This is a genomic window from Sedimentibacter sp. LTW-03, assembly GCF_052059825.1.
Taxonomy (GTDB): Bacteria; Bacillota; Clostridia; order Tissierellales; family Sedimentibacteraceae; genus Sedimentibacter.
The window spans coordinates 1,135,929-1,161,799 of sequence record NZ_CP197180.1; the positions used below are offsets into that span (position 1 = coordinate 1,135,929).

Below are 25,871 nucleotides of genomic sequence, written 5' to 3' on the forward strand. Positions count from 1 at the left end.
ATTTTACTTTGTACAATAAAATAAGCAGCTGCTCTTATTCCTGTTCTAAGCACAGCTGCTGCAAAATTAATATTAAGGTTCTAAACAATCACTATTGCCTAGCAAAATTTATTTCTCATGGGATCTCTTCTATTGACTGTTTCAAAAATTTTTAAAATTTCTACATTATTATCCTCTATTATTTTTTTCACAGTCGGTATATCATTTTTATTCTTGATAAGCAGAGAAATACCGCAACACTTGGTAGCTTCTCTAGGTGTCGGAGCTATTGTGACAGAAATTTTTTCAGCCTTCAACAGTTCGTTAAGCTTAAGCCCGTTATCAACATTTGGAAAAATCACATAATATTCAATTTCTGCCGTCATTGTTCCTCCTTTTATGCATTCTGCCTGCTTCCCAGCATTTCTATGAAAGCACCTATTCTTGTTTTTAACTGTTCTGCATCCTGATCTGTATAATCTGTTTCTATTCCGAGAACAGGAATTCCTGCTTCTTTTATTGCTCTTTCTACCTTGTACCCTTCTGTGTCATACAGACTGCAGAATTTCAGATTAACATCTATTATTCCGTCAACATCATATTCCTCAGCAAGTCGAAGTATATCTTTTACTCTTCCTTCATTTGGAGTGAAGCATGCGCAGTTAATTCCCATGTATCTGTCAGCTAATGCTGATATTTGTTCATCAAGCGTAGATTTTGTTTCGTCTACAAGGTTTTCAAAGTATCTAGTGCCTGTACACATTTCTTCAACTACAACAGAAGCTCCGCTTGTTTCTACTATGTGGTGCAGTTTCCAGTTAGGAATTGCCAACGGTGTTCCGGTAAGCATTATTCTCTTTGTTCCTGCCGGAAATACACTAACGTTTTCGGCAACCCTTTTATCCAATTCATCGCAAAGCTTGTTTGTCATTGTTGTGAAACGTGTTGGATCATCATAGAATGCTATTTGCGATATTAAAAGAACATCCTTGCCGCTTATAGGTAGATTTTCATTTTTTCTGCAAGCATACAATCTCTCCAATGCTCGTCTCTTATCATTGATAAGTTTTATTGCCGCAGCCAGTTTTTCAGGAGTTACTTTGTTGCCTGTAATTTCTTCAACCTTATCTAAAAATACTTTTATTTCATCCGCCCAAGCAGCTATATCTTTTGGACGTTTCATTTGAGGCAGATCCATCACATGAATAGGAACATCTTCTGCAAGTATTTCCCATGCTTTTTTCTTTCCGTCACAGGTTGTTTCCCCTACATACATATCTGCTATTCTAAAGAATGGACATGTTTTATCAAGGCGTGCACCTACCGATGCTTTTATCAAAGGACATGTGCTTGTAGGCAATACTTTCTCTCCTCCAGGAACCCAAAACTGAGATCCTCCGCATAATCCTGTAGCTATGGCGTCTGCAGCAAAAACGATTTCATCCGGAACGTATACACAGAATGTTCCTAGGACTTTTCCACCCTTTTTCTGGTGTTCAATAAGCTCTGCAGGACGGATTCCATGAATTTCGGACACTACTAAGTTATAATAATCCATAGATTCCGGTCGGTTTTCCTGAGTTAAGTAAACATCTCCAAATGCAACCGGTAACACTTCACACAACTGATCATGCAATTCCAGGTTCATATCCAGGTTCTTCCACATTTCTTTATAATCTGCCATTATAAAACCTCCATATAGTATAATTATTTTTTTAACAATCCAATTAAATTATAGTTCAAGTTTCTTGTAATTACAAGAAACACAAACTTATACAAATACGCTTACCTATAAAAAAGTTTTATTGTTTTTTAAAAATCATTCAATGCAGTTATAATTCAGTCAATATTGTTATGATCTGATATAAATTCCTTAAGTCTTATAATATTGTCTTCTTCAGTTTTGTCATAATCAACGGTAATTTTCAGGCAAGGGAGACCCGAAGCCTCACAGCATTCATTATGAACGTAGCATCCCCTTGCAGCGGCTTCTACCAATACAGCTATATTGTATTTTTCAATGATTTTTTTCGTGTATTCCAAGCTGTTTTCAAATAAATATTTCTTGGCAAGAGTATAATAAATATTTTTGTCATAATCAGCAATGCAGTAGTTCTCACCTTCGCATTGTGAAAATACAACTATGGCATTTTTAAGAGCTCTCATTGGTTCAAATATTTCTTCATTTAACGGAGCCATTGGTGCTCCTGTTATTAATACTTTAGATGCATTTACCGTTTCCTGTTCAACTGCAAATTCAATGAGGCTTTTCTTTAAATTGTAGAGCTTATTTAAGCGCTCGTCCAAATTAAAAATAAACTGACTTCCGTAGACTATGCTTATTAAATCACCTGCTGACAATATGTTCGGGTGTGTCATATAAATATTTGTAATCTCAATAATAAGTTTACTTATTTCATTAGTTTTATTTATTACATATAGGAACTTGTCTTTATTAATCGCAGTGTTAAATTTTTGCTGCAAATAATTTCCGAATTTTTTATATTCAAGAGCTAAATCACCTACATCTTTTTTCTCTTTTATTATGTACACAGGTTTAATATCTTCAAGCATGTGCAGCATGGATTCTTTATCAGGACAATAATTAGTGCCTACTACAATATCAGCAAAATGAGAAAATGGACACTTATCAGTAATTACATATCCATAGCTTGATTTTATAACAGAACATAAGTTCTTATCAAGAACTTTTTCTGCCGCTTTAATATTTGACCCGTCAATTCCAAAAATGTTTATAGGAATAATATCCATTGCCCATAGCAGTTCTCTCGGCACATTAACACCATAAATTCCTGCAATGTTTTTTCCTGCATTTTTAAGCTCAAGGGCAGCTATAAAAGCATTATGCCTCATATCTTTGAATTCTTCCAATTGAAAGCGCAAATTATCACTCATTACAATGCCACCTATTTTGAAAGTGCTGCGCCTACAGCTCCGGCATAACGCGCCATATTGTTAGAACTAACAACTTTTTTAAGTTTTTTCCCTAGCTGATCGCACATATAACCGCTCTCACAGAAACCTCCTGTCAAAAAGAAGCTGTCATTATCTGAATTCAATTTTGTGCTTAAAGTATATACCTTATTTACAATTGAATTAACTACGCCCCAAGCTATATCCTCTTTAGGCCTTCCATTTCCTATAAGGCTTATAACCTCTGACTCTGCAAATACCGTACACATTGAGCTTATAGAAACTTCGCTGCCCTTCTCTGCCAGATCAAAAATTTCCGTAAGTGTAACCCCAAGTGTATTAGCCATTATTTCCAAGAACCTGCCTGTACCTGCAGAACATTTATCGTTCATAATAAAATTCGTCACCATTCCGTCTTTAACAGCAATTATCTTTGTATCCTGTCCGCCTATATCTATCACAGTACAGTCCTTTCCGTTTAAATAATAGGCTCCTCTGCCGTGGCAGGTTATTTCAGTTACTACCTTATTGGCAAATGGCACCGATACCCTTCCGTATCCTGTAGCTGTTATATGAGAATTATCTGATGTTACGTTTCTTTCCTCAAGCCAGTTTTTAATGTTTAATGCAGTTTCCTTGCTGCTCCACCCTGTAGGCATGAGCAAATTATACAGTATTCCGCTTCCATTTTCAGGCATTACAATCACTTTTGCAGCAGCAGAACCTATATCTATTCCAACACGATACATAGTATGCTCCTTATGTTTTATTTTCTCTCATTTAAACTCAATTTCTATTTTAGCATTCACAGAAGATAAATGCAACAAAGTCTACTTCGTAAATTATGCATATAAAAAGCGGCCTATACTGAGCAGCCGCAATTAGTTGAATATAAAATCGTAAAACTTATTCTGTTAAGTTTAAAACGCTGTCTATGAAATTTTCAAAATTAGTCGTTAATACATAATTTAAAAACAGAACCTCTCCAATGTTGTTTTCTTCAACCAAATCAACTATGCTTTCCTTGTAATGTCTCGGATCAATTACATAAATTTCACTGTAATGAGGTGTAAGAAAAGGGATAAATGCATTTCCATATGAGTCTTTAATAACCATGATTTTTTTATCCGACTTAGCACTGGTTTTTATGACCCCAAGGGGAAAATCTCCTCCTATAAATACACCATACTTCTGGTCTAATTTCGCATATGACTTATTTATAACCTTGCCTTTGTAGGACTTTTTTTCACCTGTATCTTTATCATAGTAATACACAGTCATATCAGTATCAACAGGTGGTTCGTAATAAACCACGTCATCCGGGTTGCTGTTTACAGTTTCAGAAGGGTTGACAGTTGATATATGTCCCAGGTAGCCCGAAGCTTCTCCAACCTGATAGTCTTTTAGTGATACTGCTTCTAATCCTGCTGCTTTTGCAAATCCTGTATATCCATAGTATGCACCAAGGGCTGTCCAATGATGATCAGTACGGAAATATACATATTCGTCAATGTGCTCCTTTATTGGATGATATGCGTCCACAGGAATAATTCCATCCTGTAAATTGCTATTTACAAATTCGATTGCATCTATCTGAGAATCGGATAAATTTTTATATTTTTCATTTTTTAAAAACTCAACCTGTATGGGAGCCAGCAGAGAATAAACCTTCACATCTTTGCCCAGTTTGTTGCTAACTGTTGCAATCATATCTGCATAAGATTTGCTTTTATCTTCATTAAATTTATATAACTCCATAACAGTATCATTAAGTATCAGAAGATTTCCCTTAGTAGACGCTTCAACATTATTATTGTCCGAAGTTTCATTGCCACCTACATTTTGACCGTCAAAAGCTACTATTGAAGCCTCTTCATTTCTTTTAATTCCCTTTAAATATGATAAATCATTATTTATCTGTACCAATTGCTCCCTGTGATAAAAATGATCAGCAAAATATTTTTCAAAATCGCTAAAATATTTTCCAGAGAAAAGATCCGTGGTGTTAAAATCTGGTCTTTGAGCCAAAGTCCTATTTTCTGTCTGAGAAACAGCAGCATCCTTCGGAGATGTAATGTTTAATATGGAAATCACATAAATTAAGGATATAAAAATAATTATATTTATATATGACATATTATTATTTCTGTTCATAATTACCTCTTTTTAAAACCTGAAATATAAAAACGGATTATATGTTTGTCCAATAAGTAATATGGTGCTTACGATCAAAATTAGTGCATTAAATGCAACAACCATTAATTTTGAAGGGTTGTAATTATTTATTGCGAGCATATCACAAATCCTTTTAAATAATTTGCTAAATGCAGGTGTGCTTAATATTATCGCAAATATTAAAAATACTATGTTATTGAAAAATTCCATTTCAAATTTAACATCGTACAACGGATTATTGCCGTAACCAAATAGAACCCCAATAAACTGTATTGCTCTTGTTATATCTATAAAATAGAAGAATACCCATCCTATAATGACAATGAGCATCAAATAAATATGTGATAGAAATGTAGGAATTTTATTCAAAACTTTATACAAGAATTTTCTTTCCAATAATAAGAAAAATCCATAATATATTCCCCACATAATAAAATTCCAGCTAGCTCCGTGCCAAAATCCTGTAAGCATCCAGACAATAATTACGTTCCGGATGAAGTATTTTCTGTTTCCTCCAAGAGGTATATAAACATAATCCCTGAAAAATGAGCTTAATGATATATGCCATCTTCTCCAGAAATCTTGTACGCTTTTTGCTATATATGGATAATTGAAATTCTCCTTGTAGGTAAATCCAAACATTCTTCCAAGGCCTATTGCCATATCGGAATATCCAGAAAAATCAAAGTAAATTTGAATAGTATACATAATTATTCCAAACCATGCACCCATAATAGATACTTCGTTTATATTTCCATCGAGAAACATAGTCGCTACTTCGCCTGCAGAATTAGCAATTATTATCTTTTTTAATAATCCTATAATAAATCTATTAATTCCATAACTGAAGTTAGTCGGTGTTATTATACGATTGTCTATTTCATTTGCTATATCCTTATACCTGACTATTGGACCCGCAATCAATTGATGATACATAGACATATATAAAAGAAGCTTGTAAAATTTATTCTGAGCTGGTACTTCCTGCCTGTAAACATCAACTACGTATGAAATAATTTGAAACGTATAAAATGAAATCCCTATAGGCAGCCCTATGGAGCTAAAACCTATACTGGTTTTTAGTAAAAAGTTTATATTGCTGACAAAGAAATTATAATATTTAAATACGCCTATCATAGATAAATCAATAATAACCGCCAGATACAATGCAACCTTGCTTTTATATGTCCCCTTGTTTTTATCAATCATTAGTGCAAAAAAATAATTAACTACAGCGCTCATAAGCAAAGCAAATAAAAAAACCGGCTCGCCCCATGCATAGAAAAACAAAGAAAATCCGAGTAATACTATATTTCTGTAGACATTATTTTTGCTTATAAAATAAAACAATAAATTTAGCGGAAAAAACAAATATAAAAAAACCAAACTAGAAAATAACATTTACAAATTCATCCTCCTGATGTCACGCTATTGTTAGACACAGTTAATAATATACCACTTATTCTAAAATAGCACAATATATTATTTCCTCTATACCTTTATGCTAATTTTCGACATATAATTATTATTAGCAATCTTCTTATGGTTTCATAATCAGATTTTCTAATTCAACATTTAGACTATTAATCAACTCTTTTTCCGACAATTCTATTTTTTTAAGCTTAATAACAATATCCTCAGCATGATTTTTTACTGCTGATACACTTTCATAGGAATTCCTTATTTTTGACTGCATAAACCAATCTGAAATCAAGCCGTCAAAAAAGAAATCCGCAAATTTAGCAAAACCATCTGTATCTATATGAATATCTGAATTTATTTTTACATCTGTAAGCTCAGTTTTAAATTTTCTAAGCTGTACTTGAGCTTCCTCAACTTCTCTTTTAGTATCATCCAGTTTTGAATGCTTTGCTAAATCCGCAATCAACCCTCCGCCTAATAAATCCCATGTTCCCCATCCCTCTGCACTTCGCAAGCTGCTAAGCGCCTTATCGAGACATCTTATAGCATTATTTCCGGCGTCTACAGCTTCCTTAAGCTCTGCAAGCCTGTTCCTTGAATCATTCAGGCGGCTAGATATATCAAGTATACTTTTAGCTGTGTTCTCGTCAGATCTTAATAACATCTCTTTTTTCTGTTCATACAGAGAGTTATACTGGCTTTTACAATCCATGTACTCCGTTCTTTCCTGAGAAAGCTTGGAAATTTCATACTCAACATTTTCTAAATCCGTCAATGCCTGATTATGTTTTAATTTCGCTGCAATCGCTTCTCTTTGCTCTTCTTCAAGTTTATCATCCAATTTACCTACCACGGAATAGAAAATAGAAGCAAGTCCTTTTTTATTTAATTTTTCTACATCATCATTTTCTTTTACTAATATGCTTTTTAATTCGGTTTCCTTTTTTTTAAGTTGGTTACGTTCATCTTTTAACTCTTTTAACATTGAATCTATTTTTTTTAGCCTGTTCATACCTTTTTGGGCCTTTTCCATTTTTTCATTTAATTCGCTATACATATTTCCCTCCTAAATATGATTAATCCTTTTTCTTAAATTCAATATTTGGTATTAACGCGTATATTAGCATGATAACAAATAAGAGCCGCAACTATTACATCCACAGATGAAATTATACTAACGTTTTTTTATACTTATTAGACGAAAAATTTATAAAATTTGTTTCATATTTCAAAAAAATTGTTACATACAGTAATGACTGCATCTATAAGAAAAAAAGAAAAGATTTGCGCATTTTGTCAAATCTCCTCTATTTCCTAAGTAATTATATTTATTTCCGCTATTATCAGAAGCGCTTTGATATTTAACTGTTTACTATGTCCCCGCCGTTTATGTGCATTGTCTGTCCGGTCATATACGAAGAGCAGTCTGTCGCTAGATATACATATGCTTCAGCCAGCTCCGCCGGCTGTCCCGGCCTTTTCATCGGAGTGTCCTTGCCAAAAACACCAACCTTTGACTTATCAAATGTAGAAGGTATCAGCGGTGTCCATATAGGCCCCGGAGCCACTTGGTTAACTCGTATATTCCTGCCTGCTAGATTTTGTGATAAAGATCTTGTAAATGATGTTACCGCACCCTTAGCCGCTGAATAATCAATTAGATCCTTGCTGCCCCTGAACGCAACTACTGAACTTGTATTTATGATGCTGCTTCCTTCTTTCAAATACTTTAAGGCTGATCTTGTAAGATAAAACATTGAGTATATGTTTGTTCTGAAGGTGTCATCCAGCTGTTCGTCTGTTATATCCTCAAAGTTAGTCTGCGGATGCTGTATTGCTGCATTGTTTACTAAAATATCCAAGCTTCCGAATTGACTTATAGTTTTCTCTACTGCTTCATTACAGAAATTTGAATCTCTCAAGTTTCCTTTGATTAAATATGCCGTGCCTCCATAGCTCTCAACAGCCATCTTTGTTTCGTTTGCATCGTCGTCAGCAATATTGTATACTATGGCAACATTGCACCCTTCTTTTGCATAAGCAACGGCAACAGCTCTGCCTATTCCGCTGTCCCCTCCGGTGATAATTGCAACCTTTCCTTTTAATCTGCCATATCCTCTGCAATTCACATCATCGTATATGGGTCTGGGATTCATTTCACTTTCTTTCCCCGGTTCCGTCTGTGTCTGTCCTTTAATATCCTGCGTTGTATACATTAAATCAGTTTTCATAATAACCTCCGAATTTATATATACTTAGTTATTACCAAAACTAATTTACATCATACAGCTAAAATTAATTACTTACCAAACTGCAATTTGTCCGTCTGTCCTTGGCTCAGTTCCACCGCAGAGCGTCCCTTCATCTGTACGCAAAATTATCTGACCTCTGCCAAAAGAAGATGCATTGGGCTGAATTTTAACATCATGTCCTCGTCGCATCAAATCTTTCACAATATGCAGCGGAACCCCTGGTTCAACTTCTATTTTTTTATCTTTTATCCATTGCCACCTGGGTGCATCCAGCGCCTCTTGTGGATTCATGTGAAAATCTATGAGGTTTGCGATTACCTGGACATGACCCTGCGGTTGCATAAATGCTCCCATAACTCCGAACGGACCTACTGCCTTTCCGTTCTTCATCAAAAATCCGGGAATTATTGTATGATATGTTTTTTTATGCGGCATTAGACAATTATTATGTTGGTTGTCATAACTAAAATTATGTAATCTATTATGAAGGGCTATCCCTGTTTCAGGAATAACAATTCCCGATCCGAACCCCATATAGTTGCTTTGTATGTATGAAACCATATTTCCTTCTGAATCAGCAGTACAAAGATATACTGTCCCTCTGCTGTTAGGATCTCCCTCTGTAGGAAACAATGCTGTATCAGTAATTAAATTTCTCCTTGCTTCAGCATATTCTTCCGACAACAGCCTGCTTACATCAGCCTTCATATGTTCCGGGTCTGTTATATATTTTTGACCATCTGCAAATGCAAGTTTCATTGCCTCAATCTGCTTATGGTATGTCTCACTGCTATCTTTCTCTGTAAAACTAAATCCATTTAATATTTGTAGAGCCATCAGCGCAACAAGGCCCTGACCGTTTGGAGGTATTTCGCACACATCATAGCCTCTGTAATCAGTTCTGATAGGCTCAACCCACTCAGGTTTATAACCCCTTAAATCTTCCTTTGTTAAATACCCTTTATATTTTTTAAAAAAAGAATCAATTTTATCTGCTATATCACCTTTGTAATAATCCTCCGCATAGGTTCTTCCTATTTTCTCAAGAGTATCTCCATGGTGTGGGAGTTTCCATATTTCACCGAATTTAGGTGTTCTGCCGTTTTTAGTAAACGTAGAAAACCATCCGTTAAACTCCTCTTTTTGTTCACTTCTATATATATGGCATGCAGCATCCCATGCGCTTTTAACATTTACTGAAACAGCAAATCCGTTTCTTGCGTAATCAATTGCCGGTTTTAGGACATCTAAAAGTGGTAGTTTTCCAAACTTGTTTGATAGTTCTGCCCAAGCAGCAGGCGCACCGGGTACCATAACAGGTATAACACCGTATTTTGGTATTTCGCTGTAACCCCTGTCTTTCAGTTTTTCTATGGAAATACTGTATGGTGAATATCCGCTGGCATTTAACCCATGTAATTTATTATTTATCCATACCAACGCAAAGGCATCACTTCCCAGACCGTTTGACGTCGGTTCAACAACGGTTAGACATGCGGCTGTTGCTATAGCCGCATCTACCGCATTTCCGCCTGCCTTTAAAATTTCAAGACCTGCCTGCGACGCCAAAGGCTGAGATGTGGCAACCATTCCTTTATGGCCGTACACCACATTTCTTTTGGACGGATATTTGTATTCTTCCGGATTAAAGTTCATTCTTCCTCCCAATATTCATCATTATATTTCTTAATTAATGTTCTTATAAATATAACAATTACATTTTCGCTCTACTGCCATGGTCTCTTATTATGGAGCCACCCATGCTCCTTCCAATAATCATGGTCAGCTTTATTGAAGCCTCCTTTTTTTTGAACCAGCCTCATTACATTAAAAATTGCCTTAACTTTGAAACTGGGCTTAACATTTCCCTGTGTCGCTATAATTTTAGATGATATTCTGTCAACGTCCTTGTATATAGAAAGCTTTTTCTTGTCACTTACACCGTTCCAGTTTATTGCAGCGACTCCTTTTCCGTACTTAAAAATCCTTGCAACTCCCCAAAATGTTAAGCTGTCAGCAATATCCTTAATTGTTGACTTCATTCCGCCTCCTGCTGCTGTTGAGATTATAAGAGCCATCTTATTGAACATTAATTTATTTGGGCGGTGAACAATCCACTGATACCCGAAATGATCAAGAAGCGTCTTCATTTGTCCCGTTGTGTGATATACATAGACCGGGCTGGTAAAAATCAGTAAATCAGCCTTTTCTATATCTTTCTTTATTCTGTTAACTTTCTCATAATCCGGGCAGTGCTCTTCTCCTTTTTCAAAGCATTGTGCACACCCCCTGCAATAATTAGGGACATCTCTAGGCAAAAAGACTTCTCTTATTTCAGAATTTTCGTTCCTTAATTTTTTTAAAAATAGCTGAGCGATGCTATAAGTACTGCCTTTATGCTCAGTTCCATAAATCACTGTTATATTCATATTAAATCCCCACTTAGCTTGCAGCTATTTATATAAAATTCAAGTGCGCTACACTCTTAATTCCACGTTAACACCAAGAAGTTCCTTGTTTTCCTCAAGGATATCCTTAACTGTATCATTGTAGAACTCTTCAACCTGCTGCGGAGCCCTGCCCACATAGTTTACAGGATTTACAGTTTCTAGGATTTCTTCTTTTGACATATTTATTACTTTGCTTTCAGACATTCTTTCAATCAAGTCATTCCTGTTCCCGAATTTCTTGACCTGCTCTGCTGCCTGCATAGACAACACCCTAATCTCTTCATGCAATTCCTGTCTGTTACCGCCTCTCTTAACTGCTTCCATTATAATATTCTCTGTTGCCATAAACGGAAGCTCTTCACCTATATGCTTTTCTATAACCTTTTCGTTTACCACCAACCCTGTAAATACATTTATTGCAATTCCAAGTACAGCATCTGCAGCTAAGAACCCTTGAGGAATGGCAAGCCTCTTAATTGCAGAATCGTCCAGTGTCCTTTCAAGCCACTGCGTCGCCTGGGTATTTGCCATGTTGGCTTCGTTTGACATTATAAATCTCGATAATGATGCAATTCTCTCACTTCTCATTGGATTTCTCTTGTATGCCATTGCAGATGATCCAATTTGATTCTTTTCAAAAGGTTCTTCAATTTCTTTTTGGCTTTGCAGTATTCTTATATCATTCGTCGCCTTGTGCAATGTCTGTGCAATGCCGCTTAAGGCAGAAAGCACATAGTAGTCAACCTTTCTCGTATATGTCTGGCCTGTCAGTTTAAACGAGTCATGAAATCCCATTTTTTCAACTACCAGTTTTTCAAGCTTTTTCACTTTTTCGCTATCATTTTCAAACAAATTCATAAAACTTGCCTGCGTACCTGTTGTACCTTTTACGCCTCTTAGTTTAACCAATGAAAGCGCATGATTTATTTCCTCGTAATCAAGCACAAGGTCCTGAAGCCAAAGAGCAGCTCTCTTCCCTACGGTTGTAAGCTGAGCCGGCTGATAATGGGTATATCCCAATGTAGGCATATCCTTATACTTCATGCAGAATTCTGACAATGAGCTTATTGCATTTACAAGTTTCTTTTTTACTAGTAAAAGTGCCTGTTTCATCAATATGGCGTCCGTATTATCCACTACATACATACTTGTGGCACCAAGATGAATTATAGGCATTGCTTTAGGGCATGCAGCACCAAACGTGTGAACGTGAGCCATAACATCGTGCCTGAACTCTTTCTCCTTCAGTGCAGCCATTTTATAGTCTATATTATAAATGTTAGCTCTCATTTCAGATATCTGCTCGTCATCAATGTTTAATCCTAATTCCTTTTCTGCTTCAGCTAATGCAACCCAAAGTTTTCTCCATGTGGAAAATTTGCTTTCATCAGAAAAAATATAGCTCATTTCCTTGCTTGCGTATCTTGATATTAACGGGTTTTCATAAGTATCTCTAGACATTTCATACCTCTTTCTAAATTTATTAATACATTGACAAGTTAAACAGCAATTTATCTGTCAATTATTTCTTCTTATATGTATATTCTTATTTTTATTCTATCTTGAAATTAAAAAGAAGTAAACAATAAATTTGTTTACTTCCATATATTTCTTATTTAATTACTTTGCATATTCTGTTGCTCGTGTTTCTCTGATTACATTTACTTTTATCTGTCCCGGATATTCCATTTCTTCTTCTATCTTTTTGACAATATCCTTTGCAATCAATATAATACTTGAATCGCTCGTAACTTCAGGTTTAACAATGATGCGTATTTCTCTTCCTGCCTGTATAGCAAAAGATTTTTCTACGCCTTCAAATGAATTTGAAATTTCTTCTAGTTTCTCTAATCTCTTAATATAAGTTTCAAGTGTTTCCCTTCTAGCTCCCGGTCTTGCTGCTGATATTGCATCAGCTGCCTGAACCAGTACCGCCTCTACGGTCTGAGGTTCAATATCACCGTGATGGGCTGCTATTGCATGAACAATTGCTTTGCTCTCTTTATATTTTCTAGCGAGATCTTCACCGATAGTTACATGCGGCCCCTCTACTTCGTGGTCTACTGCTTTTCCTATATCATGCAATAATCCGGCTCTTTTTGCTATTTTAACATCCGCACCCAGCTCTGCCGCCATAATTCCAGCAAGGTATGAAACCTCTATAGAATGCTTCAGTACGTTTTGGCCATAGCTTGTTCTGAACTTCAGTCTGCCCAATAGCCTTACCAGCTCCGGATGAAGTCCATGTATACCGGTATCAAGTGTTGCCTGTTCACCTTCATCTTTAATCTGTTGCTCAACTTCTTTCTTAGCCTTTTCAACCATTTCCTCTATTCTTGCCGGATGAATTCTTCCGTCTGAAATTAATTTTTCAAGGGCTAATCTTGCAACTTCTCTTCTAATAGGATCAAATCCGGAAATAACTACTGCTTCCGGTGTATCATCTATTATAATATCTATACCTGTTAATTGTTCAAGAGCTCTGATGTTTCTTCCTTCTCTTCCAATAATCCTGCCCTTCATTTCATCATTAGGCAAGTCTACAACAGATACAGTTGTTTCCGCTACATGATCTGCAGAACATTTTTGAATTGCATATGTAATAATTTCACGTGCCTTTCTTTCCGCAGTATCCTTTGCTTCTCTCTCAATTTCTTTAACAGCAATTGAAGCCTCTTGCTCAGCTTCTCTTTTTATGTTGTCAATCAACATATTTTTTGCTTCGTCAGTTGAAAGCCCAGAAATTCTTTCGAGTTCTTGAATTTGCCTGTCATGAATTGCTTCCAGTTTATTTTGCCTATTCTCAATATCTTTAAGCTTCCTTTGGAGCATCTCTTCTTTCTTTTCAACCTGCATACTCTTTGAGTCAAGCATTTCTTCTTTTTTGATTAGTCTTTTTTCGGATCTTTGTAATTCGTTTCTTCTTTCCTTGTTTTCTCTTTCATATTCATTTCTCATTTTGTGAGCTTCATCTTTTGCTTCAACAAGAATTTCTTTTTTACTTGTTTCGGCTTCTTTAACAGCATCACCAATAATCCTTTTAGCTTCTTCTTCAGCACTACCTATTTTGCTCTCAGATATATTTTTACGAATTATAATTCCCACTATTATACCTATTAATGCGCAGATAATACCTACTATTATTTCATTGAACAATTCAGCACCTCCCGTTATTAAATTTTCAAGCTGCGAAATATCTACATTTATTTACATTACGCTATATGCTAAATATAAAAAATGCTAATTTTCTATCATATATTTGAAATATCAAATTTATTTCTAAATACTTGAATATATAATATTTTATAATTTTTTGCGCTTTATGTCAAGACAATATGTTCAATATTCGGAAACTTCAAGCGTATTTCGTTTAATATTTACATAATTATTTTTCTGTCAAATTTATTTTTTGCCTTGAAAAATCTTTAGGGAGGTATTACAAGGAGCCTTGCTGTTGATAAACACACTCTTGGGATGGCAATTAGAAATAGATCAAAAATAGATAATAAAGAGGCTGTTGCTTCGTATAAAAACTATATGCAACAGCCTCTTTATTATTTATCTGAATCCGCCGATTTAGCTGACTTAGCAGATTTATCTGAATCATCATAGCTTTCCTTCACATCTCCAAGATCGTATTTTTCTCTTACTTTCTTTTCAATTTCAGCCATAAGCTCAGGGTTTGAAAGCAAATATTCCTTTGAATTTTCTCTTCCCTGTCCGATTCTACCGGTTTCATATGAATACCATGCTCCGGCTTTATTAACAACACCGGCCTCAACTGCCATATCAAGTATGCAGCCTTCCTTTGATATTCCTTTACCGTATATAATATCAAATTCTGCCTGTTTAAACGGAGGTGCAACCTTGTTTTTAACAACCTTGACTCTTGTTCTATTTCCATAGACATTGTCCCCTTTTTTAAGGGATTCTATCCTTCTGACATCAAACCTCATTGATGCATAGAACTTAAGAGCTCGTCCGCCTGTGGTAGTTTCAGGGTTTCCAAACATAACACCAACTTTTTCACGAAGCTGGTTGATGAAAATAGCCACTGTATTGGATTTATTAATTGCTCCTGCCAACTTTCGCAAAGCTTGAGACATAAGTCTGGCCTGAAGTCCTACATGAGAATCACCCATCTCTCCATCAATTTCTGCCTTAGGAACAAGTGCGGCAACAGAATCTATTACCACTATATCAACGGCTCCGCTCCTGACCAATGCTTCCGCTATTTCTAAGGCCTGTTCGCCTGTATCTGGCTGAGAAATAATAAGGTCTTCATTTGATACTCCAAGTTTTTTAGCATATGCAGGATCAAGTGCATGCTCAGCATCTATGAAAGCAGCAATACCTCCTCTTTTTTGTGCTTCTGCAACTATATGTAATGCAACGGTAGTCTTTCCTGATGATTCAGGTCCAAAAATCTCTATTATTCTTCCTTTTGGAACTCCGCCTATACCGGTAGCAATATCAAGCGGCAGGGCACCGGTCGGTATCGATTCTATATTAAGCTTCGCATTTTCTCCAAGCTTCATTATAGATCCCTTGCCGAATTGTTTTTCTATTTGAGCAATAGCAAGCTCAAGCGCCTTATCTTTCTCCATTATACACTCCTTTTTAGAACATTTGTTCTTTTAATTATATCTGTTATTCAGTTATTTGTCAACGTTAATTATATTATTTTAAGAAGAAGTTCAAGCTTGATGCGATTCATTTCATCATTGAGATCTATGCTTATCATGTCGCTTATCTTTTCAATTCGTTTTCTCACAGTATTAATATGCACGAACAATTTCTCAGCTGTAAGGCTAAAATTCATTTTGTTTTCAAGATAAACCTTTAATGTTTCCAAAAGCTCACTATTTGCTTCGTCTGTATATAAAACTTCAATTCCTTTTTTCATTACATCGATCTCGTCCTCTTTTATATCTACCCATGCAAACACTCCCAGCCGGGAATATTCTATTATATCTAGGCCGGGATAAATATGTGAACCCATGCATATTGACTTTAGGCATCTATCATAATTTCTACCTGCGTTAAAAATATAATCAGACACATCGGAAATCCCAATTATAAATTCTGAACCTTCTATATCTAATTCCAGACGTTTTTTTAAATTGCAGACTTTATTGAGCATCGCTTCATATTCTTTATCTGTTTTTTCCCTTTCAGTAAAATTATACATAAAAAGGCATCTGTTATCTCCCATTAATGCCATTTGACATGTATTTAAACCAAAAACCTGCCTTTTATCACTATTGATAATATCGCTGTATCCTGAAATAAGAATACCTTTATTTTTTTGTTCAATTACAAACATGCAACTTTTTCTGTCTACATCAAGATCGTATTCAAGGGCTTTTTCAATAATTTCTTTTTTATCATATCTTTTATTAATAATATTCTTAACTACAGATGCAAACCCTCTATCGCCAGAGCTTTGTGCTACAAGTATTTGCTCAAACATCGCTTGAATTTGCACAAAGCCTATTCGAAGAGCAAATTGATCGAAATAGTCTAAAAGTTCTGTTGCCTCCATGACAACAAAGTACGCCCTAACTTTGTTTTTTACGCTTATGGGAACAGTTATCCAACTGTATGGCTTGTCATACTTGTCGTCATAAAATCTGTATCTTATCATTTTTAAATTGTCGCACATAACTTCCACGCTATGGCTAAAGGATGGATTCCAAAAGTCATATTTGCTGAAACCAACTGACAGCTCTTTAAACTTGTTTGAACTATAATATGCCTTATCGTCAATTAAATCGTAAAGCATTGCCGGAAATTCCATCTCATATTCAAGGCTATTCAATATTTTTTTAATTTTCATTTCCTGGTATGTAAGATCCGTAAAGCTTTTGGGATTTATTCTGCCTATATTGAACTGCCGAATATTTTTATTCATAACAATTACATTAACTGCATTAAATATTCCCATAAAAGGATCTTTATCAGGTATATCTATCAGCGGAACGTTGCATTTATTACAGGCCTCAATTAGATTTTCAGGAGTACGCTTTAGATATCTGACAAATTTTATTCCCAATGCAGCATTTTTCCTTAGTTCATCCGAACATATATATTCGTTCAGATAATTAAAATCTCTTGAAAATATATATCCCGAAGTTATTACAAACTCCTTGCCCATCGTCCATTTGAAGCCGTCAGGGGCATCCAATACAGTCACACCTTGGATTTGGTTATCTAATCCGCCATGTCCCGCTATTACCTTATAGTCTTTAAAAAATTCTGCTTTCATCATTTCTCTAACTGTTATCCCAAAATATCACCGCCTCTAAAATATATATAAATTATATATTTTTTTTATAATAAAATCAAATATAAAAAGATGTTTCAATATTGAATGCTGCAAACAGACCGCATCGCATAATGAAACATCTTTTCATAAAATTATTTTAAAGGCAGAACATATTTATTATTTTTAGTTTTGTCAGAAAATTCTTTTTTCGCACTTTCCACAAGACTGCTATCATTTAACAGATCGTATGCAATTGACACAAAGACTTTTGAAGCGTACAACATTCCTTTCTGCGCAACCTCTGATCCCGCCATTGATGTTGCCTGCCACGTATGAGGATTTATTCCCAAAGGCCAGCATGCTGTCAGAAAGCAATTCATAGGTAGTATCCAGCTTACATCCCCTGAGTCTGAAGAACCTGTTAAATACGTCTCCTGTGCTACCTCTTTAGAAACAACATGCTTATGCATCGAATATTTTTTAAATATTTTGTAGTTGTTTAGATCATCCTCAACCTGGTGCTCACTTACAGTTTTTTGAATTTCATCAGCAAACTGCAGTTCTTCTAAAGTAAAATCCGGTCCCGAAATCTCTTGCATGTTTTTATACGTAAGATCGAACAAAACCTTGTTTGGCATCATTTCATAACATCCTGCAACATATTTATGGCTTACCTCTGTTTCAGTCATAAGAGCAGCTCCTTCAGAAATTTTTATAAGCCTATCGGTGATTTCAGTAACATCCTTTCTATGTGGGGCTCTGATGAAATACCATGATTCTGCTTCCTTCGGAACTATATTAGGAGGTCCTCCGGCATCAGTAATGGTGTAATGTATTCTTGCCTTATCAATTACATGTTCCCTCATATAATTTGCACCCGTATTCATAAGCTCAACAGCATCCAGAGCACTTCTTCCAAGATGAGGAACCGCTGCTGCATGTGCCGATATTCCATTGAATTTAAATTTTATAGAGTTATTAGCAAGATATGAATTATAAATTGGAGTATTTACATTCATAGGATGCCAGCTTAATGCCACATCACATCCGTCAAATGCGTTCTCTCGTATCATTTCCACTTTTCCATTCAATGTTTCTTCAGCAGGACAGCCATAGAATCTTATTGTACCTTTAACATTATCTTGCTTTATATAATTTTTTAGCGCTAGTGCAGCTCCCATAGCAGCGCTTCCCAAAAGATTATGGCCGCACCCATGTCCGTTGCCTCCTTCAATTACAGGATTATGCTTAATATCTTTTTTCTGAGACATACCAGGCAATGCATCATACTCTCCCATAATTGCTATTACGGGGCTTCCTTGGCCATACTCGGCATAAAAAGCATACTCTACGTTGTTTATATCATAAATTTTAAATTCATTATTTTTTAATATATTTTTTATAAGTTCAGATGAAAACTTTTCTTCTCCGGATATTTCAGGATTATTCCAAATGCTTATACTTGCGTCTGTAATAACATCCTTTAACTTTTCTACCTCTGCAATTAATTCTTGTTTATTCATTATAGACTCCTTATATTAATTTCTTTTTGTATAGCAGCGATGCAATTATTATTGTTCCGAAAACCGAGCCAAGAGTAACAAGATATGTGGGTTTTCCTCCCGGGATAAAACTAAACACCCCGGCATTAACCGACAAAGTAAGCCCAAGTCCTAATGCCATAGCGATAGGAGCAAGTTTAATTTTTTTAATTGCAAACTGCACAAATATCGCTCCAAATAAAGACGGCAGAAGATAGTTCAAAGCATTTATTATCGACTCGGGGAGAACAGTCATTATTGCGCTTCCGGCAAACACACCAACAGCTAGAATAACAATGTTAACAATTATAGATACACTCATCCCAAGCGTTGCAACAATTGCTCCTTCATTTGTACCCGGTTCTACATTTGCAATTTTTTGAGCTATAGCGGCGCATGGGATTCTAAGATTTGAAATATTTCCTGACATAAATGCCATGTATGTCCCCGCCACACCTATTATTGGAAAATAGGAAACGGGCTCAACAAACCAAAGTACACCTACAGCACCTGCTATTGATATAAATCCCGTCATGATAGCACTCGAAGGCGGCATTATATCAAATATAACTGCTAATACAAACGCCGGCCCGAACGAAAATAATATTCCCAGGCAATTTGTTATTTTACCCCACTTGTTTATATATGCTATATAACTTCCTTCATATACATTGCTTTTATTTGTCTCTTCCATTTCATACCTCCTTTAAATAACTGCGGCCACAATCATTCCGCCAAATAACGCTATTGCCAAAGTCCATTCTTTAAGCCATTTTATATTCTTCTTATCACCAAGCGGCCCTATTATTGCCATTATGAGCCCTCCGGCTATGCACGCAATGGTATTTTTGTTCATGGCCACAAGATGACTTGAGCTCAACGATGCAAAAGCTCCAAGCATTGCCGCTGTAGATGCAATCGTAATAAGGCCTTTGTCGCCCTTTGAAAATTTCTGCTGTACTTTGTCCATTTTATTTGCAGTAAACGTTGAAAAAACAATCCATCCTATTGAACCTAAAATCATTGTCCAAACAGCGTTTGCAAAAGCAACATCAGTCATTGCATCTACACCCATTTCAACTCCTGCAGCTTGTGTTCCGAAACCTGCTGCCATTAGCTCAAACATTACCGAGCCTATGAAAGACAGTCTCATCCATGCCATCGGGCCTCCAACTGTTACCAGTAAAGATAACAACCCCGTGAGAATTACCATAGACGGTCCTATTGAAGTGATGAAGCTGCTTTTCATAGCATCCTTCATTGCACTTTCCGAAATTCCTATTTCTTTTCCGGTTGCAAAAGATTTAGTAGCAAATATTATCGATTGTATTAATACCAAAAGCACAGCAATGCCGGCAGCAATCCACATCGGAAGGCTATTGGCCATTTTTAAGTAATCCATATCGTAGCTCCTTTTCTTTTAATTGATATTATTTTAACTTGCTGATAGAAATAAGACAATTCAGATAAATTTATTTAATTTGAAAATAAGTGTACATATGAAAATAATTTATAAAATAACAAAATTAAATGAAAATTTTTTTATTTAAAGCGTTACTCAGCATAATAAAAAACCTGCCTTCAATTTCTGAAAACAGGTTTTATTTTAATACTTCAATTATTTTAATGCTTCAATATTCTCATAAATATATGTTGCTCCTGATACTACGGTCAAAAGAACTACTATGACCACAAGAGGTGTTATCCATGGTGATGTAAACCCTGCATATCCCGTATAATTCAGCAATATTACTACGATAAGTACCATTTGGAATACCGTTTTAATTTTACCCCATGGATTTGCCGCAATTGTTATTCCTTTTGAAGCCGCCAAAGTTCGAAATCCGGATATTAAAAATTCTCTCGAAATAATTATAACAACAACCCATGCGCTTAAATAATCAATTTGAACAAAAGCTATAAATGCAGAAGCAGTGAGAAGCTTATCGGCAAGAGGGTCCATAAATTTACCAAAATCTGTAACCAGATTATCCCTCCTTGCTATATACCCGTCAACAGCATCTGTTATTGCCGCAGCAACAAAAATTAAAAGCGGCAAAAACCTGAATATTCCTTTGCTTATATATAAAAATATTAAAAACAATGGAATTGCCAATACTCTTATAACAGTAAGCTTATTCGGAAGGTTCATTTGTCTAAACCAATTCATATACAACATCTCCCATCATATCATATTCTAACACATCATTTATTTTTACTTTATAAATACTTCCCACTTCCAAATCCTTATCAGATGTCACGTAGACACAGCCGTCTATATCTATTGAATCCATGTATGTCCTTCCGACCCATATGTTTTCAGCATCCTTCTCTTCTATAAGAACATCATAAACGCCGCCTATTTTCTCCAGGTTGTTTTCATAAGAAATTCCTTGCTGTAATTCCATTAACTCATTATATCTTTGTTCTTTGACTTCCTCATCGATCTGATCTGGCAACTTGTATGACGGAGTGTCTTCTTCTCTAGAATACTTAAATATTCCCACACGATCAAGCTTGTATTCATTCAGGAATTTCATCAATTTTTCATGCTCTTGCTGTGTCTCACCGGGGAATCCTGTTATTAGCGATGTCCTTATTACAGCTCCTGGAACTTCTCTTCTGATTTTTTTAATCAAATCTGTTATTTGCTTTTCATTTGTGTTTCGGTTCATTCTCTTTAATATTCTATCATCTATGTGTTGCAGTGGTATGTCAAAATATTTTAGCAGCTTGTCATTGTGTTTAAATTCATTTATAAGCTCATCATATATATCTTCAGGGTACAGATAATGTATTCTTACCCATTCCACACCTTCCAATTCCGAAACTTTTTGCACTACCTCATGAAGCTTTCTTTCTCCGTAAAGATCAATTCCATACTTGCTGGTATCCTGAGCAATTATTATTATTTCTTTTGCTCCGTTCTTTGCCAATTGGCTTGCATCCTCGACAATTTTTTCTATCTTCCTGCTCTTATATGGTCCTCTTAATTTTGGAATAATACAATATGTGCAATGGTTGCTGCAACCCTCTGCAATTTTCAGGTATGCATACCAACTCTCTGTCAAAGTATTCCTAGGGAGATTTTCATCGTCAACCTGGCGCATTTCAGTATCAACCACAGTTCTATTGCTGCTTTCATATTTTTCAATATAATCATTTATCTTTTCAAAACCTGATGTCCCGATAATAATATCGACTTCCGGCATTTCATCTGCAAGCTCGCTTCCAAATCTTTGAGCCAGACATCCTGTTACTATAATCTTTGGTTTTTTATTACAACTGTTTTTAATTTCCGCAGCTGAAAGAATAGCATCCACCGATTCCTGCTGAGCGTCCTCTATAAACGAACATGTATTTATTATGATGTAATCGGCTTTGTCAGCATAATCTGTTGTCTCAAACCCTTTATTTTTTAATATTCCTATCATGTGTTCCGAATCAACAAGATTTTTGGAACATCCAAGGGAATGCATGTATATTTTTTTCATTAATTTCCTCTCATTTCTTCTAGTTCTTCTACTGTTACAAGCACTTTTCTTGGCTTGCTGCCTTCATGAGGTCCAACTATACCTCTTTGTTCAAGCTGATCAATTATTCTTGCAGCTCTGGCATAGCCTACTTTGAATTTTCTTTGTATATATGAAGCTGAAGCCTGGCCATCATTTACGACCAACTCCACTGCCTGCTCTAAAAGTTCATCTACGTCCTCATCCTGTTCCGGTGTTTTTTCTATTTCATTTATTATCTCATTTTGTTTTCCTGTTTTAATTTGAATCTGCTGAGCCTTGATATCATCTACCACTCTTTTTATTTCGTCATCAGAAATAAAAGTTCCTTGGATTCGTATAGGTTTTGGAAGGCCTATAGGATGATAAAGCATATCTCCTTTTCCTAAAAGTTTCTCAGCACCTCCGGTATCCAATATTGTTCTTGAATCTATATGCGAAGAAACGGCAAATGCTATCCTTGAAGGAATATTTGCTTTTATTACACCTGTGATAACATCCACAGACGGTCTCTGAGTTGCAATTACCAAGTGCATGCCGCATGCTCTTGCAAGCTGAGCAATACGTGTAATATATTCTTCAACCTCAGATGAAGCAACTGTCATAAGATCTGCAAGTTCGTCGATAATAATTACTATTTGAGGCATTTTTTCATTATCTTCCTTGACCATCTTTTCATTATATGACTCGAGATCTCTCACACTGTTTTGTGCAAAAATCTTGTATCTATTTGTCATTTCTGATACAGCCCAGTTCAGCGCGTTTGCAGCTTTTCTCGGATCGGTAACAACCGGAATAAGAAGATGCGGCAAACCGTTGTAAATGCTCAGCTCCACAACCTTCGGGTCAACAAGTATAAGTTTGACTTCATCAGGTTTTGCCCTGAAAAGTATACTCATAATGAGAGAATTGATGCATACACTTTTTCCTGAACCTGTAGCTCCTGCAATCAAAAGGTGAGGCATTTTATCAATGGACGCAATTATATTCTTGCCTGCAATATCCTTTCCCAATGCGAACGGAATATTTGTACCAATAGATTTATATTCTTTGGATTCTATTAAGCTTCTCAAATACACACTTGTCTTGCTTTTATTGGGCACTTCTATTCCTATTGCAGATTTACCTGGTATTGGAGCTTCCATACGAATATCAGACGTGGCAAGAGCCAGTGCTATGTCATTTGACAGCCCCGTTATGCGGCTTACTTTAATACCTGGAGCCGGCTGAATTTCATACCTTGTAATGGTAGGCCCTTTATTGATTTGAAGAATGTTGCACGGAATATTAAAGTTGCTCAATGTTTCAATAAGTTTTTCTCCGTCTTTTTTCAAGTCATCTTTGTACCCTCTTGAATGCTGAGGGACAGAATCTAAAAGCGTTGTTGACGGTTGTTTATAATTGTCAGCCTTTATACCTGCAATATTAATTATATCATCTGTAATTTCTTTAGATTCAAATTTAGAATTATTCTTTCCTCTTTTTACTTCTTTATCTTTAGCATCATCATGCTCAATTTTTTCTTTTTCTTTTACATTCTCCTTAGCTGGCATTTCAGCTTTTTTGACATCGTCTATCTTCAGTTGTGTAATTTCAGCTTTTTTATTGTTTTCATGAGGATTCATATAATCGAATATTTTTATATTTTCTTCCGATCCATCATGAGGCTCCGGAATTCTGGCCTTGGATTTAGGGTCGTCTTGCGGCTCAGTAATAAATATAAAATTATGTATAGCCTTAAAAAACCTTTTAAAATAATCTGTAATTATTTTGCATATCCCAATAACGCTCTGATTAGTAAGAAGAATAAAATTAGAGAACACTAAAGCTCCTAGCACTATGTATGTCCCGTTTCTTCCAACAAGTTTTAAAAATATGTATGTAAGAATATTTCCTATAATTCCACCGCCTTGTTTCAAAAGGCCTGTTTCAGAAGATACTTTTATTAAGCTTCTTATAGAATCACTTTCTTTTAATGTTTCTATATCCTGCAAAGCCGAATACATAATTAAGCATATAAAAAACCCGATTATAGCCGCTACTTGGTTGCTGTTTCCGAATACGATTATATTCAAAAGTCTCATCATACCGATTACCAATATAAAATACGGCAATACGTCAGCTCCTTTTCCAAAAGCTGAATGAATGAAGGTATTAATTGATTTTCCTATTATCCCTGTCTGATTTTCTTTTATGGTAACCACTATTAAAAACACAGCAAATGCAACTGTAAAAATTGCTGTTATTTCTTTTTTTAACAGCTCATTGCTGTTGTTACTGCTTTTTTTTGATTTTGTATTTGAGCTTGTACTCTTTTTCCTTGGAGTTGCTTTTTTTGTTTTATTTTCACTTTGTATCTTTGCCATTTTAATACAGCGTCCCCCTGTTTTTTCTAAATTTTATTATATCATAATATATTGTTTAACTGCAATCTTTTATTTAATTATGAACAATCCTGGTCGTTATTATTCATATTTCCTATCAAGTCTCTCAGCTTATTCATAGAGGAACTGAATCCTCCTATCTCGTCTATCAACCCTATCTGACAAACCTCTTCAGCATTGAGAACTGTACCTACATCATTAGCAATTTCGTCGGTATCATACATACAATCCAAAAGTGCCTTTCTGTCTACATTTGAATTATTAACTATAAAGTTTGTAATCCTTTCCTGCATTTTTTGAAAATATCTAAATGTCTGTGGAACGCCTATCACAAATCCATTTGTTCTTATAGGATGTATTGTCATAGTTCCTGTAGGAGCAATAAATGAATAATTAGTTGATACAGCAAGTGCCGTACCTATTGAATGGCCGCCTCCAAGGACGAGTGATACTGTCGGTTTTGTTATGCTTGATACCAGTTCTGAAATAGCCAAGCCTGCCTCAACATCTCCTCCCATCGTATTAATCAGCATCAGCACCCCTTTAATTTGAGGATCCATTTCCGCTCCTATAATCATAGGAATTATATGTTCATACTTAGTAGTCTTGCTTTGAGGCGGAAGAGATGTATGCCCCTCAATCTCTCCGATTATGCTTATGAAGCAAATGTCCTTAACTGGGCTGATATCTGTTATGCTGCCAACTTGCTTTACGTTTTCTATGGGCTGATCAGAATTATCTTCATTTTTATTATTTTCATTTCCGCTAAAAAGAAACGGATTAATCGGTTCAGAATCGCTGCTAAAGTTCTGTTTCTCATTATTCCCATTCATACGAATCTCTGGCATATTATTGTTTTGACTGTTTTTATTAACTCTTTTTGTGTCTATGTTATTAAATGACTGCTGAAGCATATTATTAATATTCTGATTGTTATTTTCCATTTGAGCCTCC

The 25,871-nt window shown here is 35.5% G+C and carries 21 protein-coding genes; all 21 read right to left on the bottom strand.

What is annotated here, in order from left to right; translation table 11 throughout:
- Positions 1 to 98: 98 nt before the first annotated feature.
- Complete coding sequence (locus tag ACS3UD_RS05745) at positions 99 to 365, bottom strand: DUF3343 domain-containing protein (RefSeq protein WP_213924515.1); 267 nt, start codon at positions 363 to 365, stop codon at positions 99 to 101.
- Positions 366 to 376: 11 nt separating this feature from the next.
- Positions 377 to 1,663, bottom strand: coding sequence for a double-cubane-cluster-containing anaerobic reductase (locus ACS3UD_RS05750; protein ID WP_308137387.1), 1,287 nt, complete (start codon positions 1,661 to 1,663; stop codon positions 377 to 379).
- A gap of 155 nt (positions 1,664 to 1,818) precedes the next feature.
- The gene (locus ACS3UD_RS05755) at positions 1,819 to 2,895 is read right to left on the bottom strand and encodes a 2-hydroxyacyl-CoA dehydratase family protein (RefSeq protein ID WP_308137386.1); all 1,077 of its coding nucleotides are present in this window, start codon (positions 2,893 to 2,895) and stop codon (positions 1,819 to 1,821) included.
- Between the two features lie 11 nt (positions 2,896 to 2,906).
- Complete coding sequence (locus ACS3UD_RS05760) at positions 2,907 to 3,662, bottom strand: acyl-CoA dehydratase activase (RefSeq protein ID WP_308137385.1); 756 nt, start codon at positions 3,660 to 3,662, stop codon at positions 2,907 to 2,909.
- 157 nt (positions 3,663 to 3,819) lie between these two features.
- Complete coding sequence (locus ACS3UD_RS05765) at positions 3,820 to 5,067, bottom strand: DHHW family protein (protein WP_308137384.1); 1,248 nt, start codon at positions 5,065 to 5,067, stop codon at positions 3,820 to 3,822.
- Positions 5,068 to 5,079: 12 nt separating this feature from the next.
- Positions 5,080 to 6,489, bottom strand: a complete 1,410-nt coding sequence (locus ACS3UD_RS05770; RefSeq protein ID WP_440977739.1) for an MBOAT family O-acyltransferase — start codon at positions 6,487 to 6,489, stop codon at positions 5,080 to 5,082.
- A gap of 139 nt (positions 6,490 to 6,628) precedes the next feature.
- Positions 6,629 to 7,567, bottom strand: a complete 939-nt coding sequence (locus tag ACS3UD_RS05775; protein WP_308137382.1) for a hypothetical protein — start codon at positions 7,565 to 7,567, stop codon at positions 6,629 to 6,631.
- A 304-nt stretch (positions 7,568 to 7,871) separates the two neighbouring features.
- Complete coding sequence (locus ACS3UD_RS05780) at positions 7,872 to 8,741, bottom strand: SDR family oxidoreductase (RefSeq protein ID WP_308137381.1); 870 nt, start codon at positions 8,739 to 8,741, stop codon at positions 7,872 to 7,874.
- 72 nt (positions 8,742 to 8,813) lie between these two features.
- The gene (locus tag ACS3UD_RS05785; protein ID WP_308137380.1) at positions 8,814 to 10,418 is read right to left on the bottom strand and encodes a gamma-glutamyltransferase family protein; all 1,605 of its coding nucleotides are present in this window, start codon (positions 10,416 to 10,418) and stop codon (positions 8,814 to 8,816) included.
- Positions 10,419 to 10,489: 71 nt separating this feature from the next.
- The gene (locus ACS3UD_RS05790) at positions 10,490 to 11,191 is read right to left on the bottom strand and encodes a flavodoxin family protein (protein ID WP_308137379.1); all 702 of its coding nucleotides are present in this window, start codon (positions 11,189 to 11,191) and stop codon (positions 10,490 to 10,492) included.
- A gap of 48 nt (positions 11,192 to 11,239) precedes the next feature.
- Positions 11,240 to 12,673, bottom strand: coding sequence for an adenylosuccinate lyase (gene purB / locus ACS3UD_RS05795; protein WP_308137378.1), 1,434 nt, complete (start codon positions 12,671 to 12,673; stop codon positions 11,240 to 11,242).
- A gap of 159 nt (positions 12,674 to 12,832) precedes the next feature.
- Positions 12,833 to 14,407, bottom strand: a complete 1,575-nt coding sequence (rny, locus tag ACS3UD_RS05800; protein ID WP_374049915.1) for a ribonuclease Y — start codon at positions 14,405 to 14,407, stop codon at positions 12,833 to 12,835.
- A 359-nt stretch (positions 14,408 to 14,766) separates the two neighbouring features.
- Positions 14,767 to 15,819, bottom strand: coding sequence for a recombinase RecA (gene recA / locus ACS3UD_RS05805; RefSeq protein ID WP_308137376.1), 1,053 nt, complete (start codon positions 15,817 to 15,819; stop codon positions 14,767 to 14,769).
- Between the two features lie 68 nt (positions 15,820 to 15,887).
- Positions 15,888 to 17,483 carry a PucR family transcriptional regulator gene (locus ACS3UD_RS05810; RefSeq protein WP_308137375.1) on the bottom strand — a complete coding sequence of 532 codons (1,596 nt, stop codon included), beginning with the start codon at positions 17,481 to 17,483 and terminating at the stop codon, positions 15,888 to 15,890.
- 149 nt (positions 17,484 to 17,632) lie between these two features.
- A complete protein-coding gene (locus ACS3UD_RS05815; protein ID WP_308137374.1) occupies positions 17,633 to 19,003 on the bottom strand; it encodes an amidohydrolase in 1,371 nt (456 codons plus the stop codon).
- A 10-nt stretch (positions 19,004 to 19,013) separates the two neighbouring features.
- Positions 19,014 to 19,715, bottom strand: coding sequence for a hypothetical protein (locus ACS3UD_RS05820; RefSeq protein WP_308137373.1), 702 nt, complete (start codon positions 19,713 to 19,715; stop codon positions 19,014 to 19,016).
- 12 nt (positions 19,716 to 19,727) lie between these two features.
- Positions 19,728 to 20,423 carry a DUF5058 family protein gene (locus ACS3UD_RS05825; protein WP_308137372.1) on the bottom strand — a complete coding sequence of 232 codons (696 nt, stop codon included), beginning with the start codon at positions 20,421 to 20,423 and terminating at the stop codon, positions 19,728 to 19,730.
- A 216-nt stretch (positions 20,424 to 20,639) separates the two neighbouring features.
- Positions 20,640 to 21,191: a CDP-diacylglycerol--glycerol-3-phosphate 3-phosphatidyltransferase gene (pgsA, locus tag ACS3UD_RS05830; RefSeq protein ID WP_308137371.1), complete on the bottom strand. Its 552-nt coding sequence runs from the start codon at positions 21,189 to 21,191 to the stop codon at positions 20,640 to 20,642.
- On the bottom strand, positions 21,178 to 22,515 hold the full coding sequence (gene rimO / locus ACS3UD_RS05835) for a 30S ribosomal protein S12 methylthiotransferase RimO (RefSeq protein WP_308137370.1): 1,338 nt from the start codon (positions 22,513 to 22,515) through the stop codon (positions 21,178 to 21,180). The genes pgsA and rimO overlap by 14 nt, the downstream gene beginning before the upstream one ends.
- Positions 22,515 to 24,899, bottom strand: a complete 2,385-nt coding sequence (locus ACS3UD_RS05840; RefSeq protein ID WP_308137369.1) for an FtsK/SpoIIIE family DNA translocase — start codon at positions 24,897 to 24,899, stop codon at positions 22,515 to 22,517. Before ACS3UD_RS05840 ends, rimO begins: the two co-directional genes overlap by 1 nt.
- Before the next feature lie 77 nt (positions 24,900 to 24,976).
- Complete coding sequence (locus ACS3UD_RS05845; RefSeq protein ID WP_374049914.1) at positions 24,977 to 25,750, bottom strand: ClpP family protease; 774 nt, start codon at positions 25,748 to 25,750, stop codon at positions 24,977 to 24,979.
- Between the last annotated feature and the right edge of the window lie 121 nt (positions 25,751 to 25,871).

What these genes read in the sequence shown, in the direction of transcription:
- ACS3UD_RS05745 (WP_213924515.1), bottom strand. Translation starts at nt 365, where the DNA reads ATGACGGCAGAAATTGAATATTATGTGATTTTTCCAAATGTTGATAAC.
- ACS3UD_RS05750 (WP_308137387.1), bottom strand. Translation starts at nt 1,663, where the DNA reads ATGGCAGATTATAAAGAAATGTGGAAGAACCTGGATATGAACCTGGAA.
- ACS3UD_RS05755 (WP_308137386.1), bottom strand. Translation starts at nt 2,895, where the DNA reads ATGAGTGATAATTTGCGCTTTCAATTGGAAGAATTCAAAGATATGAGG.
- ACS3UD_RS05760 (WP_308137385.1), bottom strand. Translation starts at nt 3,662, where the DNA reads ATGTATCGTGTTGGAATAGATATAGGTTCTGCTGCTGCAAAAGTGATT.
- ACS3UD_RS05765 (WP_308137384.1), bottom strand. Translation starts at nt 5,067, where the DNA reads ATGAACAGAAATAATAATATGTCATATATAAATATAATTATTTTTATA.
- ACS3UD_RS05770 (WP_440977739.1), bottom strand. Translation starts at nt 6,489, where the DNA reads ATGTTATTTTCTAGTTTGGTTTTTTTATATTTGTTTTTTCCGCTAAAT.
- ACS3UD_RS05775 (WP_308137382.1), bottom strand. Translation starts at nt 7,567, where the DNA reads ATGTATAGCGAATTAAATGAAAAAATGGAAAAGGCCCAAAAAGGTATG.
- ACS3UD_RS05780 (WP_308137381.1), bottom strand. Translation starts at nt 8,741, where the DNA reads ATGAAAACTGATTTAATGTATACAACGCAGGATATTAAAGGACAGACA.
- ACS3UD_RS05785 (WP_308137380.1), bottom strand. Translation starts at nt 10,418, where the DNA reads ATGAACTTTAATCCGGAAGAATACAAATATCCGTCCAAAAGAAATGTG.
- ACS3UD_RS05790 (WP_308137379.1), bottom strand. Translation starts at nt 11,191, where the DNA reads ATGAATATAACAGTGATTTATGGAACTGAGCATAAAGGCAGTACTTAT.
- purB (WP_308137378.1), bottom strand. Translation starts at nt 12,673, where the DNA reads ATGTCTAGAGATACTTATGAAAACCCGTTAATATCAAGATACGCAAGC.
- recA (WP_308137376.1), bottom strand. Translation starts at nt 15,819, where the DNA reads ATGGAGAAAGATAAGGCGCTTGAGCTTGCTATTGCTCAAATAGAAAAA.
- ACS3UD_RS05810 (WP_308137375.1), bottom strand. Translation starts at nt 17,483, where the DNA reads ATGATGAAAGCAGAATTTTTTAAAGACTATAAGGTAATAGCGGGACAT.
- ACS3UD_RS05815 (WP_308137374.1), bottom strand. Translation starts at nt 19,003, where the DNA reads ATGAATAAACAAGAATTAATTGCAGAGGTAGAAAAGTTAAAGGATGTT.
- ACS3UD_RS05820 (WP_308137373.1), bottom strand. Translation starts at nt 19,715, where the DNA reads ATGGAAGAGACAAATAAAAGCAATGTATATGAAGGAAGTTATATAGCA.
- ACS3UD_RS05825 (WP_308137372.1), bottom strand. Translation starts at nt 20,423, where the DNA reads ATGGATTACTTAAAAATGGCCAATAGCCTTCCGATGTGGATTGCTGCC.
- pgsA (WP_308137371.1), bottom strand. Translation starts at nt 21,191, where the DNA reads ATGAATTGGTTTAGACAAATGAACCTTCCGAATAAGCTTACTGTTATA.
- rimO (WP_308137370.1), bottom strand. Translation starts at nt 22,515, where the DNA reads ATGAAAAAAATATACATGCATTCCCTTGGATGTTCCAAAAATCTTGTT.
- ACS3UD_RS05840 (WP_308137369.1), bottom strand. Translation starts at nt 24,899, where the DNA reads ATGGCAAAGATACAAAGTGAAAATAAAACAAAAAAAGCAACTCCAAGG.
- ACS3UD_RS05845 (WP_374049914.1), bottom strand. Translation starts at nt 25,750, where the DNA reads ATGAATGGGAATAATGAGAAACAGAACTTTAGCAGCGATTCTGAACCG.